The sequence below is a fragment of the Pseudoduganella sp. R-34 genome, assembly GCF_049904655.1.
Lineage (GTDB): Bacteria > Pseudomonadota > Gammaproteobacteria > Burkholderiales > Burkholderiaceae_D > Rugamonas.
Window position 1 is genome coordinate 927543 of record NZ_CP184572.1, and the last position, 18041, is coordinate 945583.

21 protein-coding genes are annotated in these 18041 nt (G+C 62.0%); 13 read left to right on the forward strand and 8 right to left on the reverse strand.

Going from position 1 to position 18041, the window contains the following annotated elements; translation table 11 throughout:
- Positions 1 to 2 precede the first annotated feature (2 nt).
- The gene (locus ACN9MW_RS04350) at positions 3 to 488 is read right to left on the reverse strand and encodes a nuclear transport factor 2 family protein (protein ID WP_426167877.1); all 486 of its coding nucleotides are present in this window, start codon (positions 486 to 488) and stop codon (positions 3 to 5) included.
- Positions 489 to 560: 72 nt separating this feature from the next.
- Here ACN9MW_RS04350 and ACN9MW_RS04355 point away from each other — a divergent pair, with 72 nt between their 5' ends.
- From ACN9MW_RS04355 to ACN9MW_RS04365, 3 genes are read left to right on the forward strand one after another with little or no spacing between them, the layout of a single operon-like run.
- Positions 561 to 2015 carry an NYN domain-containing protein gene (locus ACN9MW_RS04355; protein ID WP_426167879.1) on the forward strand — a complete coding sequence of 485 codons (1455 nt, stop codon included), beginning with the start codon at positions 561 to 563 and terminating at the stop codon, positions 2013 to 2015.
- Between the two features lie 59 nt (positions 2016 to 2074).
- The gene (locus ACN9MW_RS04360) at positions 2075 to 2926 is read left to right on the forward strand and encodes an MOSC domain-containing protein (protein ID WP_426167881.1); all 852 of its coding nucleotides are present in this window, start codon (positions 2075 to 2077) and stop codon (positions 2924 to 2926) included.
- A gap of 20 nt (positions 2927 to 2946) precedes the next feature.
- Positions 2947 to 4086: a DUF484 family protein gene (locus tag ACN9MW_RS04365; protein WP_426167883.1), complete on the forward strand. Its 1140-nt coding sequence runs from the start codon at positions 2947 to 2949 to the stop codon at positions 4084 to 4086.
- Between the two features lie 52 nt (positions 4087 to 4138).
- Here ACN9MW_RS04365 and ACN9MW_RS04370 read toward each other — a convergent pair whose 3' ends face one another.
- Positions 4139 to 6118 (reverse strand): cation:proton antiporter, encoded by a 1980-nt coding sequence (locus ACN9MW_RS04370; protein WP_426167885.1) that lies wholly within the window; start codon positions 6116 to 6118, stop codon positions 4139 to 4141.
- 82 nt (positions 6119 to 6200) lie between these two features.
- Here ACN9MW_RS04370 and ACN9MW_RS04375 point away from each other — a divergent pair, with 82 nt between their 5' ends.
- The 9 genes from ACN9MW_RS04375 to ACN9MW_RS04415 all read left to right on the forward strand — a co-directional run bounded on the left by ACN9MW_RS04375 (position 6201) and on the right by ACN9MW_RS04415 (position 13233).
- Positions 6201 to 7199, forward strand: a complete 999-nt coding sequence (locus tag ACN9MW_RS04375; protein WP_426167887.1) for a KpsF/GutQ family sugar-phosphate isomerase — start codon at positions 6201 to 6203, stop codon at positions 7197 to 7199.
- Positions 7199 to 7735, forward strand: coding sequence for a KdsC family phosphatase (locus tag ACN9MW_RS04380; RefSeq protein WP_426167889.1), 537 nt, complete (start codon positions 7199 to 7201; stop codon positions 7733 to 7735). The genes ACN9MW_RS04375 and ACN9MW_RS04380 overlap by 1 nt, the downstream gene beginning before the upstream one ends.
- A gap of 9 nt (positions 7736 to 7744) precedes the next feature.
- The gene (gene lptC / locus ACN9MW_RS04385) at positions 7745 to 8344 is read left to right on the forward strand and encodes an LPS export ABC transporter periplasmic protein LptC (protein WP_426167891.1); all 600 of its coding nucleotides are present in this window, start codon (positions 7745 to 7747) and stop codon (positions 8342 to 8344) included.
- A gap of 13 nt (positions 8345 to 8357) precedes the next feature.
- A complete protein-coding gene (lptA, locus tag ACN9MW_RS04390; RefSeq protein WP_426167893.1) occupies positions 8358 to 8918 on the forward strand; it encodes a lipopolysaccharide transport periplasmic protein LptA in 561 nt (186 codons plus the stop codon).
- 2 nt (positions 8919 to 8920) lie between these two features.
- Positions 8921 to 9676, forward strand: coding sequence for an LPS export ABC transporter ATP-binding protein (gene lptB / locus ACN9MW_RS04395; protein ID WP_426167895.1), 756 nt, complete (start codon positions 8921 to 8923; stop codon positions 9674 to 9676).
- Between the two features lie 9 nt (positions 9677 to 9685).
- Positions 9686 to 11182 carry an RNA polymerase factor sigma-54 gene (locus tag ACN9MW_RS04400; protein ID WP_426167897.1) on the forward strand — a complete coding sequence of 499 codons (1497 nt, stop codon included), beginning with the start codon at positions 9686 to 9688 and terminating at the stop codon, positions 11180 to 11182.
- Between the two features lie 72 nt (positions 11183 to 11254).
- Positions 11255 to 11614: a ribosome hibernation-promoting factor, HPF/YfiA family gene (hpf, locus tag ACN9MW_RS04405; RefSeq protein WP_426167899.1), complete on the forward strand. Its 360-nt coding sequence runs from the start codon at positions 11255 to 11257 to the stop codon at positions 11612 to 11614.
- Positions 11615 to 11689: 75 nt separating this feature from the next.
- Positions 11690 to 12775: an enoyl-CoA hydratase/isomerase family protein gene (locus ACN9MW_RS04410; RefSeq protein WP_426167901.1), complete on the forward strand. Its 1086-nt coding sequence runs from the start codon at positions 11690 to 11692 to the stop codon at positions 12773 to 12775.
- Positions 12772 to 13233, forward strand: a complete 462-nt coding sequence (locus tag ACN9MW_RS04415) for an Lrp/AsnC family transcriptional regulator (RefSeq protein WP_426167903.1) — start codon at positions 12772 to 12774, stop codon at positions 13231 to 13233. Before ACN9MW_RS04410 ends, ACN9MW_RS04415 begins: the two co-directional genes overlap by 4 nt.
- Here the strand turns inward: ACN9MW_RS04415 and ACN9MW_RS04420 are convergent, their stop codons facing one another.
- The 6 genes from ACN9MW_RS04420 to ACN9MW_RS04445 all read right to left on the reverse strand — a co-directional run bounded on the left by ACN9MW_RS04420 (position 13234) and on the right by ACN9MW_RS04445 (position 17509).
- Positions 13234 to 14082 carry an endo alpha-1,4 polygalactosaminidase gene (locus ACN9MW_RS04420; protein WP_426167905.1) on the reverse strand — a complete coding sequence of 283 codons (849 nt, stop codon included), beginning with the start codon at positions 14080 to 14082 and terminating at the stop codon, positions 13234 to 13236.
- A gap of 71 nt (positions 14083 to 14153) precedes the next feature.
- Positions 14154 to 15350 carry a DUF4272 domain-containing protein gene (locus ACN9MW_RS04425; RefSeq protein ID WP_426167906.1) on the reverse strand — a complete coding sequence of 399 codons (1197 nt, stop codon included), beginning with the start codon at positions 15348 to 15350 and terminating at the stop codon, positions 14154 to 14156.
- Between the two features lie 29 nt (positions 15351 to 15379).
- Positions 15380 to 15922, reverse strand: coding sequence for a metal-dependent hydrolase (locus ACN9MW_RS04430; protein ID WP_426167908.1), 543 nt, complete (start codon positions 15920 to 15922; stop codon positions 15380 to 15382).
- 132 nt (positions 15923 to 16054) lie between these two features.
- Positions 16055 to 16384, reverse strand: coding sequence for a hypothetical protein (locus ACN9MW_RS04435; protein WP_426167910.1), 330 nt, complete (start codon positions 16382 to 16384; stop codon positions 16055 to 16057).
- Between the two features lie 46 nt (positions 16385 to 16430).
- Entirely contained in the window at positions 16431 to 17159 is a 729-nt protein-coding gene (locus ACN9MW_RS04440) for a hypothetical protein (protein WP_426167912.1), read from the reverse strand.
- On the reverse strand, positions 17156 to 17509 hold the full coding sequence (locus tag ACN9MW_RS04445; RefSeq protein ID WP_426167914.1) for a hypothetical protein: 354 nt from the start codon (positions 17507 to 17509) through the stop codon (positions 17156 to 17158). Before ACN9MW_RS04445 ends, ACN9MW_RS04440 begins: the two co-directional genes overlap by 4 nt.
- A gap of 101 nt (positions 17510 to 17610) precedes the next feature.
- On the opposite strand from ACN9MW_RS04445, the gene ACN9MW_RS04450 reads away from it, so the two are divergent.
- On the forward strand, positions 17611 to 17985 hold the full coding sequence (locus tag ACN9MW_RS04450; protein WP_426167916.1) for a VOC family protein: 375 nt from the start codon (positions 17611 to 17613) through the stop codon (positions 17983 to 17985).
- The last annotated feature ends 56 nt before the right edge of the window (positions 17986 to 18041 follow it).

The window sequence follows — 18041 nt, forward strand, 5'->3', positions numbered from 1 at the left end:
TGTTACTTGGTCTTTGCCTCGTGCTCGGCGATCGCTTTGGTGAAGCTATCCATCAACGGGTTCGGCACGGCTAGCGACAGCTGGTAATGCTCGATCTTGAAGCCCTTGCCAGTATTGACCAGCACGCCGCTGGCCTGGCAAGTCCCCATCTGTGTGTTGAGCTGCTCGTCGAACCACACGTATTTCTTGTCCGGCGAGAAGTAGACATTGCGCTTTTGCGCGGTGAAGCTCCACGCCTTCTTGCGATCCCAGAAACGCTTGGCCCAGGCCTTGAATTCCTGGTAGCTCCACACCTCGCTCTTGTCGGTGCCGATGAACACGGCGTCCGGCGTGAACTTGTCCCAGTAGTCGGGGCGGGTGTTGGCTGCGTCGTCGTGCCAGCTGTCGACGAAGGCGTTGACCTGCTGGCGGAATTCGCTGTCCGGGTCGACGGCCAGAGCGCTGTGCATCATGAGGACGGTGGCGGCGGCGATCAGCAAGCGTTTCATTCGGTTGTCTCCCGGGTCAATGTTGGCGAAATAGTATAATCGTTGGATTGTGCACAGCATCCAGTAAAGAAAATGGCCTCACCCAACGAAAACGCCAGCATGGCACTGTTCTGCGACTTCGAAAACGTCGCACTGGGCGTCCGCGACGCCAACTACGAGAAATTCGACATCAAGCCGGTGCTGGAACGCCTGCTGCTGAAGGGCAGCATCGTGGTCAAGAAGGCTTACTGCGACTGGGACCGCTACAAGGGCTTCAAGGGCCCGATGCATGAGGCGAATTTCGAACTGATTGAAATCCCGCACGTGCGCCTGTCCGGCAAGAATTCGGCCGACATCCGCATGGTGGTCGATGCGCTGGACCTGTGCTACACCAAGGCCCACGTCAACACCTTCGTCATCATTTCGGGCGACTCCGACTTTTCGCCGCTGGTGTCCAAGCTGCGCGAGAACGCCAAGCGCGTGATCGGCGTGGGCGTGAAGGATTCCACCTCGGACCTGCTGGTGGCCAACTGCGACGAGTTCATTTTCTACGACGACCTGGTGCGCGAATCGCGCCGCCAGCGCCAGGCGAGCCGCGATGCGAGCGAGCAAAAGCCGAAGCGCACGCCGGAAGAAGAGAAGCGCCGCCGCGAAGAGATGGACAAGCGCCGCAACCAGTGCGTGGAAATCGCCTACACCACGTTCGATGCGCTGGCTGCCGAACGTGGCGAAGGCAAGATCTGGGCTTCCGTGCTGAAGGAGGCGATCAAGCGCCGCAAGCCGGATTTCAGCGAGTCGTATTACGGTTTCCGCACCTTCGGCAACCTGCTGGAAGAAATGAAGGCGCGCGGCCTGCTGGAATTCGGCCGCGACGAGAAGTCCGGCGCCTACGTGTACCGTAGCAGCCAGCCGGTCGTGCTGCCGGTTGAAGCGCAGGTCGAGCAGGACGCTGGAATTGTGGCGGACGCCGTTGCAGCGGAGGCGCAGGAACTCCATGAGGAAGCTTCTGCTGCCCCCGGCGAGCCGGCAGGCGACGCGCGCCGCGAACGCGAAGGCCGCGACGGCCGCCGCAACCGCGGTAACCGTGGTGGTCGCGGCCGTCGCGGCGAGGGCGATGCGGCTGCAGGAACTGCGGCCGCCCCGGTCGAGGTTCCAGCCGATGCCGAAGTCGCTGCCGTGGCTGCGCTGGAGGAGGTGGCTCCAGTGGTGGAAGTGGCGACCGAAGCCCCGGCGGAAGCGCCTGCTGAAACCCCGGCCAAGCGCACCCGCGCTGCTGCCAAGAAGCCGGCGGCCAAGAAGGCCGGCTCGCGCGGCAGCAAGGTAGCGCAGGCGGCTGCCGATGCGGCGGAAGCGGTGCAGCAGGCCGAGGCAGTGTTGGCTGCGGTTGCGGCTGATGCGGTGGTAGCCGAAGCAGCGGCACTGGAAGCGCCGCCAGCGGAAGCCGCGGCGGAAGCCAAGCAGACGGCGCAGAAGCGCGTCAGGAAGCCCGGCACGCACAAGCCGTCCGCGCGCAGCAAGCTGCCGAAGAAGCCGAAAGCAGAAGCTTAACGTTCACGATTCGCCGCGCACCGCGCGGCGAAGTTTTTTCTGCCATACTCGCAAGCACTATGCCCTTCATCTCCGAACTGACCCTTTACCCGATCAAGTCCTGCGCGGGCCTGTCGTTGAAGCACGCGACCCTGACCCGCGCCGGCCTGATGACCGAGCAGATCTACGATCGCGAGTGGATGCTGGTCGACGCCGGCGGCGTGGCGCTGACCCAGCGCGACCATCCGCGCATGGCGCTGATCGTGCCGCGCCTGAAAGCTGAAGCCATGGAGTTGCGCGCGCCCGGCATGCTGCAGCTGGAAATCCCGCTTGGCCTGCCCGACCCGGACCGCGCGCCGACGCTGCAGGTACAAGTCTGGGACGACAGCGTGCTGGCCTACGATTGCGATGAAACGACCGCCACCTGGTTCAGCAAGTTCCTCGGCATCGAATGCCGCCTGGCGCGCTTCCACGCCAACGCAAAGCGCCTGACCAGCGGCAAATGGACCAACGGCGACCAGCACCCGACCCTGTTCTCCGACGGCTACCCGATCCTGGTGATCGGCACCGGTTCCCTGCGGGACCTCAATGAAAAACTGCAGCAGCAAGGCCGCCAGCCCTTGCCGATGAACCGCTTCCGTCCCAACCTGGTGGTGGGAGACCTGGACGCCTTCGAAGAAGACTACACCGAGGAATTCCGCATCGGTGAGGCCGTCCTGAAGCCGGTCAAGCCCTGCGCGCGCTGCCCGATGCCGTCGGTCGACCAGGCCACCGGCGAATTCGGCCCGGACCCGCTGGACATCCTGCAAAGCTACCGCGCCAAGCCGGAAGTCGATGGCGGCATCTGCTTCGGCATGAATGCAATCGTAGCAACAGGTGATGGCATAAAACTATCGGTTGGCGACCCAATCGAGGTTACACTGTCGTTTTAGCAGTGAATATCGGCAGGGCGATGGAGATCACGCAGAAAATCACGGGCAAGCAGCCCACATTGGCGGAACTGGCGGCAGAAAACCAGTCCCTGCGCGCCCGTCTTGCCTACCTGATCGAGCAGGCCGAACGCAATCACTCGATCATGACGCGCCACCAGGCATTCGACCTGGAGATTGTCGGCGCGGCCAGCTTCCCCGAGCTGATTGGCACCATTTTCCGCACCCTGCCGGTGATTTCCGACCTCGATGCTGTGACCCTGTCGCTGGTCGACGTGGATGACGATATCCGCACCGTGATGGAAAAGCTGGGCGTCGATTTCGCCGACTTTCCCAACCTGGTGTTCGTGCCGGACACGGAGAGCCTGGCCTTCGAGATCGAACCGGGCCAGGCGCCCAAGCCCTGCCTTGGCATGTTCGACGCACGGAAGCACGGGCCGCAGTTCCCGCAGCCTGGCATGCGCCTGCAAAGCGTGGGCGTGGTACCGCTGCTGCGCAACAAGCGGCTGATTGGCTCGCTGAACCTGGGCAGCGCCGACCCGACGCGTTTCTCGCCGAGCCTGGGCACCGATTTCATCGAGCATATGGCCTCCATCATCGCCATCTGCCTGGAGAACGTGATCTCCAACGAAATGCTGAAGTACATGGGGCTGACCGATGCGCTGACTGGCGTGTTCAACCGCCGCTACGTCGATCGCCGCCTGCTCGAAGAAATTGCCCGCGCACGCCGGCAGTCCTATCCGGTGTCGTTCATGTACATCGACATCGACCATTTCAAGCGCGTCAACGATACAGTCGGCCACGGCGGCGGCGATGAAGTGCTGCGCGAAGTGGCCAACCGCATCAAGGCGGAGCTGCGGCTGTCGGACGCGCTGGCGCGCTTTGGCGGCGAGGAATTCGTGGTGCTGCTGATCGATGCTGACCTGGAGAGCGCGACCTATGTGGGCGAACGCATCCGCGCCGGCATCGCGGCCAGCATGATCGAGCTGTCGCACGGCGTGAAGGTGTCGATCACGGCTTCGGTCGGCGTGTCCAGCCTGGCGCAGGTGCCTGGTGACGTGTCGCCGGAAGAGCAGGCGACGCAACTGATCGAACAGGCCGACGAAGCGCTGTACCAGGCCAAGGAAGGCGGCCGCAACCGAGTGATCCGCTACGCTGCGTAGAACCGGCAACCCGGTGTCTGACCCGCAGGGTCAGACACTGACTTACCGGTTTTCAAGCCAGCAGGTCGTTTTCCGCACGCGCCACTTCCTCGGCCGTGCCGCGCAGTACCACCACGTCGCCGGCTTCCAGCGTGGTGCCAGCATCTGCATCCAGCCGCACTGTTCCGCGACGGATGGCGGAAATTTCGGCGCCGGTGCCATCCAGCCCCAGGTCCTTCACGCATTTGCCGATGCAGGAAGCCTGCTCGCCCAGCGGCACCGAGTGCAGGCGCACCATTTCCGACTCTTCGCCGCTGTCGCTGGCGCCGTGGAAATAGCCGCGCAGCGAAGCGTAGCGCTCTTCGCGGGCGCGCTGCACGCGGTGCACCACGCGCCGCAGCGGCACGCCCAGCATCACCAGCGCGTGCGATGCCAGCATCAGAGAGCCTTCCATCAGTTCCGGCACCACTTCGGCGGCGCCGGCTTCCTTCAGGCGGTCCAGGTCCGAATCGTCGTGCGAGCGCACGATCACCGGCAGCTCCGGCGCCAGCTCGTGCACCAGGTGCAGCACCCGCAGCGCCGAAGGCGTCGAGGCGTAAGTGATCACCACCGCCGAAGCGCGCTTGATGCCGGCTGCCACCAGCGACTCGCGCCGCGCCGCGTCGCCGTAGGACACGTTGGCGCCGGCGGCTTGCGCCTCCTGCACCCGCAGCGGGTCCAGGTCCAGCGCCTGGTAAGGAATCTTCTCTTCGGTCAGCAAGGTCGCCAGCGACTGGCCCGAGCGGCCGAAGCCGGCCACGATCACGTGCTTCTGCACCGACATCGTGCGCGCTGCGATATTGGTCAGGTTCAGCGACTGCATCATCCACTCGTTGGCGGAGAACTTCAGCACGATCTTGTCCGACTGCGCGATCAGGAAAGGCGCCAGCAGCATCGACAGCACCATCGAGGCCAGCACCACCTGCACCACGAAGGGGTCGACCAGCTTCATGCCGCCCACCACGTTCAGCAGGACGAAGCCGAATTCACCCGCCTGCGCCAGCGCCAGGCCGGTGCGCATGGCAGTCGAGGTGGAGGCGCCGAACAGTCGCGCCAGGCCCGCGATCAGGGCAAACTTCAGCAGCACGGGCCCGGTGAGCAGCACCAGTACCAGCCACCAGTTTTCCAGCACCACGCGCGCGTTCAGCAGCATGCCGACGGTGATGAAGAACAGGCCCAGCAGCACGTCGCGGAAGGGCTTGATGTCTTCCTCCACCTGGTGCTTGTACTCGGTCTCGGAGATCAGCATGCCAGCCACGAAGGCGCCCAGCGCCATCGACAGGCCGGCCTGTTCCGTGATCCAGGCCGCGCCCAGCGTCACCAGCAGCAGGTTGAGCATGAACAGCTCCTGCGAGCGGCGCAGCACGACAATGGTGAACCACTTGCGCATCACTTTCTGGCCGACAAACAGCAGCAGGAGCAGCACCACGGCCGCCTTCAGCCCGGCCAGGCCCAGGGTCTTGGGCAAGTCGGCCGGATTCTGCGCCAGGGCCGGGATCAGGATCAGCAGCGGCACCACCGCCAGGTCCTGGAACAGCAGGATGCCGATGATCTTGCGTCCATGCTCGCTCTCCAGCTCCAGGCGTTCCGTGAGCAATTTGACTACAATGGCGGTCGACGACATCGCCAGCGCGCCGCCCAGTGCGAACGAAGCTTGCCAGCCCAGCTGGATCGAGGGCGGCAGCAGGAAGTGGATGAGCCAGCCGAACAGCATGGTGGCGGCAATGGTGAGGCCGACCTGCGCCATGCCCAGCCCGAACACGATCGAGCGCATGGCCATCAGCTTGGGCAGGGAAAACTCGAGCCCGATCGAGAACATCAGGAACACCACCCCGAACTCGCCCAGCAACTCCGTCGCGTGGCTTTGCTCGGCCAGCCCCATGGCATGGGGGCCCAGCAGGATGCCGACAGCCAGGTAGCCCAGCATCGGCGGCAGGTGCATCATGCGGAAGGCGACCACGCCAAGGACGGCGCTGCCGAGGAGGAGGAGGGTCAGTTCAAGAGGGGAGAACATCCGTTGTTTGTTTTGTCTGGCAAGTTTTTTGCTTATCTAATTCGGCTATACTTCGGGCATGAGTTTAACCCATGAAAAAACAATGCTGAAATCTTTTGATGCCAAGACCGCAACACGTGCCCTGGAACTGGCGCGCGAGGCCCTGCAGATCGAAACGGACGCACTGGCAGCGCTGAATGCGCGTCTGGCCACCGACGAAACTGTAGGCCGGGCGGTGTCCTTGTTGCTTCAATGCAAAGGGCGCGTCGTGGTGTCCGGCATCGGCAAGTCCGGCCACATCGGCCGCAAGATTGCGGCGACGCTGGCCTCGACCGGCACCCCGGCCTTGTTCGTGCACCCGGCCGAAGCGGCGCACGGCGACCTGGGCATGGTGACGCCGGAAGACGTGGTGATCGCCATTTCGTATTCCGGCGAAGCAGCCGAACTGATGGCCATCCTGCCCGTGGTCAAGCGCATGGGCGGCCACGTGATCGCCATGACCGGCAAGCCGGCGTCGAGCCTGGCCAGGCTGGCCGACGTGCACCTGGACGTGTCCGTGGCCAAGGAGGCATGCCCGATGAACCTGGCGCCGACCGCTTCCACCACCGTCACGCTGGCGCTGGGCGATGCGATCGCGGTGGCGCTGCTGGACCTGCGCGGCTTCAAGGAAGAGGATTTTGCCCGTTCCCACCCTGGCGGCGCCCTCGGCCGCCGCTTGCTGACGCATGTGCGCGACATCATGCGCAAGGATGGCGCCATCCCGGCCGTGGGCCTGGAAACGCGGCTGCCCGATGCTCTGCTGGAAATCACCCAGAAGGGCATGGGCATGACCGCCATCGTCGACGCGGCCAACAAGCCGGTCGGGGTCTTCACCGACGGCGACCTGCGCCGCATGATCGAAAAAGTCCAGGACTTCAGCAAGGTCGTCATCAAGGACGTGATGCACCTGAACCCGCGCACCATCGGCCCCGACCAGCTGGCGGTGGACGCCGTGGCGGTGATGGAAGAATTCCGCATCAACCAGATGCTGGTGGTGGATGCCGACGGCACGCTGGTTGGCGCTCTGCACATCCACGACCTGACCCGCGCCAAGGTGATCTGATGACGCTCGAACGCGAAGACCTGCTTGCCCGTGCAGCCAGGGTGCGCCTGTTCATCTTCGACGTGGACGGTGTGCTGACCGACGGCAGCCTGACGTATGGCGCCGACGGTGAAATGGTCAAGACTTTCAATGTGCACGACGGCCTGGGCATCAAGCTGCTGCAGGAAGCGGGCATCAAGACCGCGATCATCAGCGCCCGGCGCACGCCGATCGTGCTGGCACGCGCCAAGGACCTGGGCATCGATTACGTGCACCAGGGCGGCCACGACAAGCTGACCCCGTTCAAGGCCTTGCTGGCCGACCTGGGGCTGGCGGAAGAGCAGGTTGCCTTCATCGGCGACGACGTGGTGGACCTGCCGCTGTTGAGCCGTGTGGGCTTTGCGGTCAGCGTGCCGAATGGCCGCAAGGAGGCGCACGATCGCTCCCACTACATTACCGAAGCTGCGGGCGGCCGCGGCGCGGTGCGCGAGGCCTGCGAATTCGTGCTGCGCGCCAGCGGCAGCTATGACCGCGTGATGGCCCAGTTCCTGGTGTAAGGGCAAGCGATGCGTAACCAGAGGACCGCCCACCGCTTCCGCCTGTCGATCGGCATGATCTTCGTGCTGCTGGCGGCGCTTGGCAGCTTCTACCTGCTCGAGCTGCTGAACCGCGCGGACGAACAGATGCAGGCCGACAAGCGCATGAACGAGCCGGATTACATCATCCATAACTTCTCCTTCGTGCGCATGACCAAGGATGGCAAGCCAAGCTATATCATTGCCGGCGACAAGCTGACCCACCGCCCGGTCGACGATTCGTCCGAGATCGACAATCCGCGCGTGCACAGCCTGGCCGGCGAGAAGCCGCCGATGGAGATCGTGGCGAATACGGCGCGCGTGGACGACGCCAACAGCCGCGTCACCCTGAACGGCAGCGTGACGATCGACCGCGCGGCATCGCCGCAATCGCAACTGCTGCACCTGGAATCGGACAAGCTGGTGATCTTCCCGGACGAAGACCGCATGGAAACCGATCATCCGGTGAAGCTGCGGCTGGGGGATACGACTGCTGCGGCCAACAGCATGCGCGCCAATAATGCGACGCGCGAAATGCACCTGGCCGGCAACGGCACGCTGCAGATTCCGCCCAAGGCCGCGGACCAATAACTGAGGAATGAACATGAAACGACTACTCTTGTCGGCAGCCTTGCTGCTGGGAGTCGCCGCTCCGGCGCTGGCCGAGAAAGCCGACTCCTACAAGCCGACCAACATCAGCTACGGCTCGATGGACATCGACGACGTCAAGCAGGTCACCATCCTGCTGGGCGGCGTCAAGCTGACCCGCGGCACCCTGACCATGACGGCCGAGCGCGCCTACGTCAAGCAGACGCCGGAGGGCTTCCAGCAAGTGACGCTGTTTGGCGACGGCAAGAAAGCCACCTTCCGCCAGAAGCGCGACGGCGCCGGCGACCAGTGGGTGGAAGGCGATGCCGACCGCATCGAGTATGAGGAACAGGTTGAACTGGTGAAGATGTTCAACAAGGCCACCATCCGCCGCCTGGAAGGCGGCAAGCAGAACGATGAAGTGCAGGGTGAGTTCATTTCTTACGACAGCCGCAAGGAATTTTTCAGCGTGCGCAATTCGGCCAGCGGGGAGAGCAAGCCCGGCGGCGGTCGCGGCACCATGGTGATCCAGCCGACCCGTACCGAACCCCCAGCGACGCCGACGGAGAAGAAGTAAGCATGCAAGCAAATAACTGCGCCAGCACGCTGGTCGTGCGCGGCCTCCAGAAAACCTATGGCAAGCGCCAGGTGGTGCACGACGTTTCGCTGCAAGTCGATTGCGGTGAAGTGGTCGGCCTGCTCGGTCCCAACGGTGCCGGCAAGACTACCTCTTTCTACATGATCGTCGGCCTGGTGGCTTCCGATGCAGGCACCATCGATATCGGCGGCACCGACGTGTCGAGCCTGCCGATCCACAAGCGCGCCACGCTGGGCCTGTCCTACCTGCCGCAGGAAGCTTCGGTGTTCCGCAAGCTGACGGTGGAAGAAAACATCCGTGCCGTGCTGGAACTGCAGAAGGTGGACGGCAAGCCTCTGCCCAAGGCGGAAATCAAGCAGCGCCTGGAATCGCTGCTGGCCGACTTGCAAATCGAGAAGCTGCGCGAGAACCCGGCCCTGTCGCTGTCGGGTGGCGAGCGCCGCCGCGTGGAAATTGCGCGCGCCCTGGCCACCAACCCGCGCTTCGTGCTGCTGGACGAACCGTTTGCCGGCGTGGATCCGATCGCCGTGATCGAAATCCAACGTATTGTGCGTTTCCTGAAGGAGCGCAATATCGGTGTGCTGATCACCGACCATAATGTGCGTGAGACCCTCGGCATTTGCGACCGCGCCTACATCATCAACCAGGGCGCCGTGCTGGCCTCGGGCCGCCCGGACGACATCATTGCCAACGAATCCGTTCGCCGCGTCTACCTCGGCGAACACTTCCGCATGTAAACGAAGGCCATGAAACAAACACTGCAACTGCGAACCTCGCAACACCTGGCGCTGACGCCGCAGCTGCAACAATCCATCCGCCTGCTGCAGCTGTCCACGCTGGAGCTGCACCAGGAGTTGGAACAGCTGCTTGGCGACAATCCCATGCTGGAGCGCCTTGACGACCCGCTCGACCACTCGGTACGGCTGCTGGCCGATGGCGCCATCAGCCAGGGCAACGGCAATGGCACCGAAGCTCCCGCCACGCCTTCGGCTGAAGGCCCGCAAGGCGAGGGCGGCGAAGCCCCGGCCGCTGCCGGCGAAAGCGATACCTATGAAGGCGGCGACCATGAAGCCGGCAACGGCAGCGACGACGCCGACTGGAGCGCCAGCGCCGGCAGCAAATCCGCCGACGACGAAGACAGCCGCCCGCAACTGGAAGCTTCCGGCTGCACGCTGCGCGAACACCTGCTCGAGCAGATGCGCGTCACCGTGCAGGAGCCGCGCGACCGCGCGCTGATGGAACTGATCATCGATGCGCTGGACGAGAACGGCTACCTGGAAGAGCCGCTGGAAGAAATCCACGAGCGCCTGCCGCCCGAGCTGGAAATCGAACTGGACGACCTGCGCTGCAGCCTGGTGCTGCTGCAAAGCTTCGATCCGCCCGGCGTCGCCGCACGCAATGCCTCCGAATGCCTGGCGCTGCAGATCAGGCGCATGCCCGGCGTGCCGCTGGTGACGCGCCGCATGGCGCTGACCATCGTCGAGAAGCACCTGACCTGGTTCGCCCAGCGCGAGTTCACCAAGCTGAAGAAAGCGCTCGACTGCGACGATGAAGACTTGCGCGAAGCACAGTGCGTGATCCGCCAGTGCAACCCGCATCCGGGCGCCGAATTTGCGTCAGGCGAGTCAGACTACGTGGTGCCGGACGTGATCGTGAAAAAGGGCCGCGGCGGCTGGATCGTCACCCTGAACAACGACGTGGTGCCGCGCCTGCGCGTGAACGCGCTGTATGCCAACCTGCTCAAGCAAGGCAAGAGCGAGTCGCAGATGAATGGCCAGCTGCAGGAGGCCAAGTGGTTGATCAAGAATATGCGCCAGCGCTTCGACACGATCCTGCGCGTCGCGGAAGCGATAGTAGAAAGACAAAAGAACTTTTTCAGTCATGGCGCAGTGGCCATGAGACCCCTTGTGTTGCGTGAAATTGCTGATACACTGGGACTACACGAGAGCACTATTTCTCGCGTAACAACTCAAAAATATATGCTCACCCCGCATGGCATGTTTGAGTTGAAATATTTCTTTGGTAGCCACGTCGCGACCGAAGCCGGGGGGGAGGCTTCCTCGACTGCGATACGGGCACTGATCGTGCAATTGACAGGAGCAGAAGACCCGAAAAATCCTTTATCCGACAGTAAGATTGCGGACATGCTGGGTGAACAAGGCATGGTGATTGCGCGACGGACTGTTGCCAAATATCGAGAAGCGTTGAAGATCCCTCCAGTTAGCCTCCGCAAATCGTTGTAGTGCAGTGCATGGGTTCCTCTGTGCGTTTCGGCGTGCACGAACTCGAGAGCGACATCATCTTTAGGAGTGTGTATGAATCTCACCATCAGTGGACATCATGTCGAAGTGACCCCAGCCATTCGCGAGTACGTGCAGAACAAGCTGGAACGAGTCAAGCGCCATTTCGATCAAGTAATCGATATTGCTGTCATCCTGACTGTAGATAACCTCACCGAGAAAGAGAAACGCCAGAAAGCCGAAATCAACCTGCGCATGTCTGGCAAAACTGTTTACGTCGAAAGCCTGTCGCAAGACCTTTACGCCGCCATCGATACCCTGATTGATAAACTGGATCGCCAGGTCATGAAATACAAGGACCGTGTGCAGAACCACAGTCATGCGGCCATCAAGCATTTCCCGGATACGTATGAGGCACCACCCACCGCCATGTAAAGGACTGGCCGTGCAGCACACCAAAGGGCGCAATTGGCGCCCTTTTTTGCGACCAGTGTGCGTTAGAATATTTGCATGAGCGAACACGTACACACCCAACTCTCCAACGGTACCGGCTTCATCACGCTGGACCGCCCCAAGACCCTCAATTCACTGTCCCTCGACATGGTGCGCGCGATGACGCAGGCGCTGCTGGCATGGCGCGACGATGCGTCGGTGGCGGCGGTCGTGGTGCGCAGCAGCAGCGAACGCGCGCTGTGCGCAGGCGGCGATATCCGCTTCTTCCACGACGTCGGCCGCGGCAATACGCAAGGCGGCAGCGCGCTGCTGGAAGACTTCTTCACCGAAGAATATGCGCTGAACCATTTAATCCATTTCTACCCCAAGCCTTATGTGGCGCTGATGGATGGCGTGGTGATGGGCGGCGGCATGGGCATCGCGCAGGGCGGGCCGGAGTGCGGCGTGCGCATCGTCACGGGCCGTACCAGGATGGCGATGCCCGAGGTGAACATCGGCCTGTTTCCCGACGTGGGCAGCAGTCACTTCCTGTCGCATGCGCCGGGCCAGCTTGGCATGTGGCTCGGCCTCACCGGGCTGACGGTCGGCGCCGCGGATGCGCTCTACCTCGACCTGGCTGACTACTTCGTGCCGGAAACTGAACTGGCCGGACTGGCCAAGCTGTTCGAGTCGACGCCCGGCAAATCGTTGCGCGATGCTGTCGCGGTCTTTGCCTGCCCGCACAACGCCTTCGCCGGCGACAGCGAACTGGAAGCGCAGCGTGCCCTGATCGATCAGCATTTCTCGGCGGGCTCGGTACCCGCCATCATGGATTCGCTGCGAGGCGACAGCACGCCTTTCGCGCAGAAATCGCTGAAGGCAATGGAATTGCGCTCGCCGCTGATGATGAGCGTGACCCACGAGCTGCTGAAGCGCGGCGCGTCGCTGGGCGTGTCCGACTGCTTGCGCATGGAGCGCAACCTGGTGCGCCGCAACTTCGAACACGGCGAGATTTTCGAGGGCGTACGCGCCCTGGTGATCGACAAGGACAACCAGCCGCAGTGGAATCCCGCAACGCTGGCCGAAGTGACGCCCGCCATGGTGGAGCGCTTCTTCGAACCATGCTGGCCGGCCTGGGCGCACCCCTTGCGCCACCTCGCATGAGGGATCTGGACCGGATCGACCGGGGCATCCTGAATATCCTGCAAGAAGATGCCAGCACGCCGTTGCGCGAGATCGCGGAGCGCGTGCATTCGTCGGTCGCGACCTGCCAGCGCCGCATCGAAAGGCTGCGCAACGACGGCGTGCTGGTCAAGGCTGTCGCGCTGGTTGACCGCGCGCTTGCCGGGCGGCCCCTGACGGTATTCGTGTCGGTCGAACTGGAGAAGCAGAATACCGACATCCTCAAGCAGTTCGAGCACCGCATGCGTTCCGAGCCCGAGGTGATGTCCTGCTACGAAGTGGCCGGCGAGTTCGACTTCCACCTGATCGTCACGGTGGAGTCGATGGAAGAGTACAGCGCCTTCACACGGCGCGTTTTCACCTCGCACCACAACGTCATCAACGTCAAGAGCCTGTTCGCGATGAACTGCTCCAAGTTCGAGACCAAGCTGACGCTGTAGTCACGGCTCGCAGCTGTAGCGCAAGCTGTCGTCCAGCGCGAGCGGCAGCACCAGCGTATGGAACTTGCGGGCGTTGGCATCGGCGCACAGCTTGGCGCGCGCTGCGGGATCGCTGCTGTATGGCGCAGCATACTCCGCATTGAATACCGGCTTGCCGCTGGCGATGAAAGCCTGGTAGCCCTCGCATTCGGCGAACTCATGGCATTGTTCGTTGACGGCGAAATCGAAATCGCCTACCAGGTCCTTCAACTGATCCGTATCGTTTTTCAATGCAATGGACATTCCCCGGTGGTGCGCTTCGCTTGCCAGGAATCGGTTGTAATCGAGCTGCGTGGCGGCGGTAAGGGCGAAGCCGCTGTTGTTCGCATAGCCGTCCACGTTGTCTGCTTCAACGCCATTGCATCCCTTGGAGACTGCCAGGTCCAACCGCGCAAGCATGATCTTCCGCACAGTTGCCGAGCGCGTGTCGAGCCATCGCTCCCCAGCCCATCCTTGCAGGTCCTGGCCCATGTCGGCTGGCGCAAAGCCGGAAAAGTCGGGACGCCAGTTTTCGGAGCTGCCGGCTGAAAAATAGCAGACCACTTTCTTGCCGCTCGCCTTCAATGCCTGGACGGTAGCAGGCGCTGTCTCGAACAGATCGATGTCGTACACGGTTGCCGCATAGGCGGTATTGACCGTCCCTTTCAACTGCCACTGCCAGGTATCGCCCAACGCAGGTTTCCAGTAGGCGGCTGGTGCGCTTGCAGGCGGCGGCGTATCCGAACTGCTTCCGCCGCCGCATCCGCTCATCGTCGCCAGCGCCAGGCAGAAGATACTGATCGGAAGCAGCCGCCGGGTGTGTTGTCGCATCAATTCATCCTTGAAAATATTGGCCGGCAATAGTTTCACGGACGGCTTACGGCATGCTTACTCCCTGGCGCTCATGTGCTTAGGTCAGTGTCGTCCCAGTCATCTCCTGGCGCCAATGCCCAGGTGAACGAATGGCGGCGCTCATGAACGGCTCCGCCGTGCGCTATCGGATCGAAGTCTTTGGGCACGGTCATGCTCCCCATTTGCGCGCTCCTGACAGCGTTATGCGCGCAGTAGAATTTGTATTCCATGAAAATGACCTCGCCGGCCGCGCGTAATGAAGCGCTCGCCGCGAAGTCGGCGATATTGCCATCCCAGTCGGGCAGGAAATCAAATAACATCGCCTCGATGACTTCGTCGGATATTTGACTGGTGTCCAGCGTCGGCACCTGTGCAAAACCCAAGATCCAGGCCAGCGCCCACATATTCTCCAGCCTCCAGCCGACAGTTTGGCCATGTACTGCTTGGGATTCGTGGCGCGGCAGATCGATCAAAGCAAGTTCGCTCTCCGTCATTGCGGCACGCAGGTCGTTTCGCTCGATATAGCCCTGCAGTTGGGCGGTTTCGGCCAAGCGTACAGGCATTGCCGCCCAGGCAAATACGGCTTGCAGTGCCATCAAGCGCCTGCATAGCGTTTGCGCATCACGCAAAGTGATGTCCAGGTCGGGAAGTGGCAAGGAATTCGCGGGCTGAAAGCCGAGCGCCATCAGTTCGCTGAAAACGCGTTGCTTCAGTTTCAGTGCGATGCTGTTACCTGCACCGGACGGCGCCGTGATGGGAGTGTATTTCGGCCATTTGGCCTGAGGATCCAATGCAGACAAATCCTCACCATACAGCACCCTTCCGTTTGAATCCCGCATGGACGAGGGAGTGAACCAGACTGCATCGAGCGCTTCTGCGATCACCGACAGGATCTCGTATCTTTCGTCATTGGCTTCTGCGTCGGGCTCGCAGCTTGTGCCAAGCGCGAAACCGAATTTCTCGGTCAGGGCGAGTACCCTTGCCTGTGCAGGAGCGTGCGGGAAGCGTGCGAAATAGCCGCGCATTCCGCCCATCTGGTCCTGCCACGCTTGTCCGCTGTAATAATCCGGATCGTGGGTGATACTCAGGCGTTTCTTCTTCAGCCATCCGCCGGTCGTCACTTCGATTTCGCTCCACGCGTCGTCGGTGCCCGTGACTTTGAACTTTGCATTCAATTTCTTCAGGACTTCGATTACTAGCCCAGGGTTTATTTCCTGAGCGAATAGCGAAACAGGTTCAGTTGCCATCGTTTGAGTTTCCTTTGTGTCGCCGACCTTTACTCCAGTCGGTCGCGAGCGATGTTGTTGCGTATGGCATAGGCGGCCGCCATCGTGGAAAGGCAGGGCAGCCAAACCCATAGGAGTTCAGATTTAATTACAGTCAAGCCGGCGGGGCCCAGGAAGCGCCCCATGGTCAATGGCGATACGCGGATAAACTGGACCGGGAAGAAATGCCGCTGATCGGAGAATGGCCACCAGATGGCTGCACCGAGGCCGCCGGTTGTCAGCATGTCGAGCAAGGGATGCGAAACGCAGGCAACCGACACGAACGCCATCGTCACCCATCGTTTCGCGTGCAGCCACGGTGCGGCCAGTGCAGCCAGCATTCCCAATGCAAGTGCAAACGCGATCGAATGCGATGCCCCGCGGTGGCCAAGCTGGTTCGCGTATTCGATGCCGAGCTTGAAAGCGATGACGTCCATGTCAGGCACGATTGCCGCAACCATGCCTGCGAACAGCAGCCGGCGTGAAATGCGGTCCGGGCCAAGTACGACACCGAGTGCCAGCGGAATCGCTGGGTGGGTAAGGATGGTGGGCATGGTGCAGAGGAAATTAAAGCGGCACCTGGCAGAACAGGTTCACCAAAAACGAAACGTCGAGGTATTTGCGGCCAGTCTTCTGGACTAGTGTCGGGATTCGCTCTCTGACTGCCAAATAGAAGGAGGCATCCATTACTCTTTGGGACAGTCGACCGGAGGCAACGGGCCGAATACGACCTCGGAGTCAGCCGGGCCGGAAGTCTGCAGGATGTAGACGACGTTGGCTGCGCTGTCCACATACATCATGTGGGCGCGACCGCCTGGCAGCATGCCAGGTGAATTCAGCGTCATGTGTCGCGTGTCGCGCAACTTCTCCGGCAGCTTCGGTACCGTAGGCCACTTTTCGCGGGTGCCGGAAGGCGACACGAAGCCGGCGTAGTGCGCAGCCGTGCAGCGCCAGATTGGTTCCGGCTCGGGAGGTGCAGCGCCCAGCGCCGCTGCAAGCAGTAATGAGATCGCCATATGCAAATGATAGATCAAAAAGCAGGCGTTGATTTGTTTTTAATTGTTACCGGCGGCTGAGCTGCGGCCGGGCGGGAGGCGCGCCGCTTTCCATGCGGATGCGCAGTTCTCCGTCTTCCTTGATCAGGAGAACGGCGTATGAATGGGACGTGGTCTCGAGGCCAGCCTGGTCGCTCCGCGCGACACCGCCGGTGACCATTACCGACTGGTCACCGAGTTTTTCGAATGCCAGGTCTTGCCAACGGAACGTGACAGGCGGCTTCCAGCTTTTCGCGTATTCGTTGGAAAGCTTGTCAAAGCCAATTTCTTCTTTCCATTCTCCGCCAATGAAAATGGTGCCGCGCCGGGAATAGCGGTTGGCCAGCGCCTTGCGATCGCCGGCGGTGAGGTCTTCTGCATAGGTGTCCATGAAGAAGTGCGCGAGATCGAGGATATCGGTTGCCGCAGGATCCGCGCAGGCGATCTTTGGCAGTGGGCCGAAGATCACGATGGAATCCAGCGTGCCCGCGGACTGCTCGACGTAAGCGCTGCCGGCTTTGACATCAACGTACATGACATGCGACTTGCCGCCCGCATAGGCGCCCGCTGTGTTGAGCAGCATGGACCTCTTCTTGCGCAAGCGCTCCGGCAAGGCCTTCAGCACCGGCCATTTGGCCGCGGTTCCGGATGGCGAAACGAAGGCGCCATAGTGCTGCGCCGTGCAGCGCCAGGCCGGATCGGGATCGACGGGCGCAGAACCGGCAGCCGCTGCGGCCAGCAAGACGAGCAAGCTCATTTTTCCTTCAACTCCCTCATGCGTTGCGGGATCAGATCCATCTTGCCTTCAACGTTGAACTCTTCGCAGCTGTCCGCGACTCTTTGCTCTTGGCCACCCTCTTTGGTGAAGTAAAGCTTCTCGCAATCGCAACGCAGGCGAGCCTTGAGCTGCTTGCCCTGCTTGAGTTCCGCAGTCCAGCACGAGTCGGCACAGCCGCAGGATTGGTAGGTCAGGACTTCGCCTGCACGTGGCCAGTCCAGATTGTATTTGTGATGCTGTCCAGCTGCCTGCACTGCAGGAGTCAGGGCCAGCATCGCAAGCAGGATGAGGATAGGAGTTGATTTCTTCATATCGGCGAATGTTAGCATATCGCCAAGTGAGAAAATTTCTCACCGCTATAGAGGTAATCGGGAAATCGTTTCGCCTGGACTGCCTATGATGATCGCTCGTTGTTTGAAAGGAGAGCATCATGATTGACCACGTATCCATTGCCACCCGCGACCTGCCACGTGCAGTGGAATTCTACAAAGCCTGCCTGGAGCCGCTTGGCTACAGCGTGCAGCACGAAGACGAAGGCCAGGCCATCTTCGGCGCCGACGGCCACTGGGCCTTTGCAATCTACCCGGCGCAAGGCGATGCGCCGCTGGTGGGCCAGCGCGGGCACATTGCCATCAAAGCGCCGTCGCAGCTGGCAACGCACGCCTTCCATGCCAACGCCATGGCGCAAGGCGCCGCTTCTTTGCGCAAGCCGGGCCTGCGTCCCGACGTCAACGAGCGCTATTTTGGGACGATGATCACCGATCCTGACCAGCATACGATCGAAGTGGTGCACTGGCTGGATTAATTTGGTGCACGCGGCCGGCCGGCGGCTGGCCCGCATCTTGCTGTAACGCTTGGGTC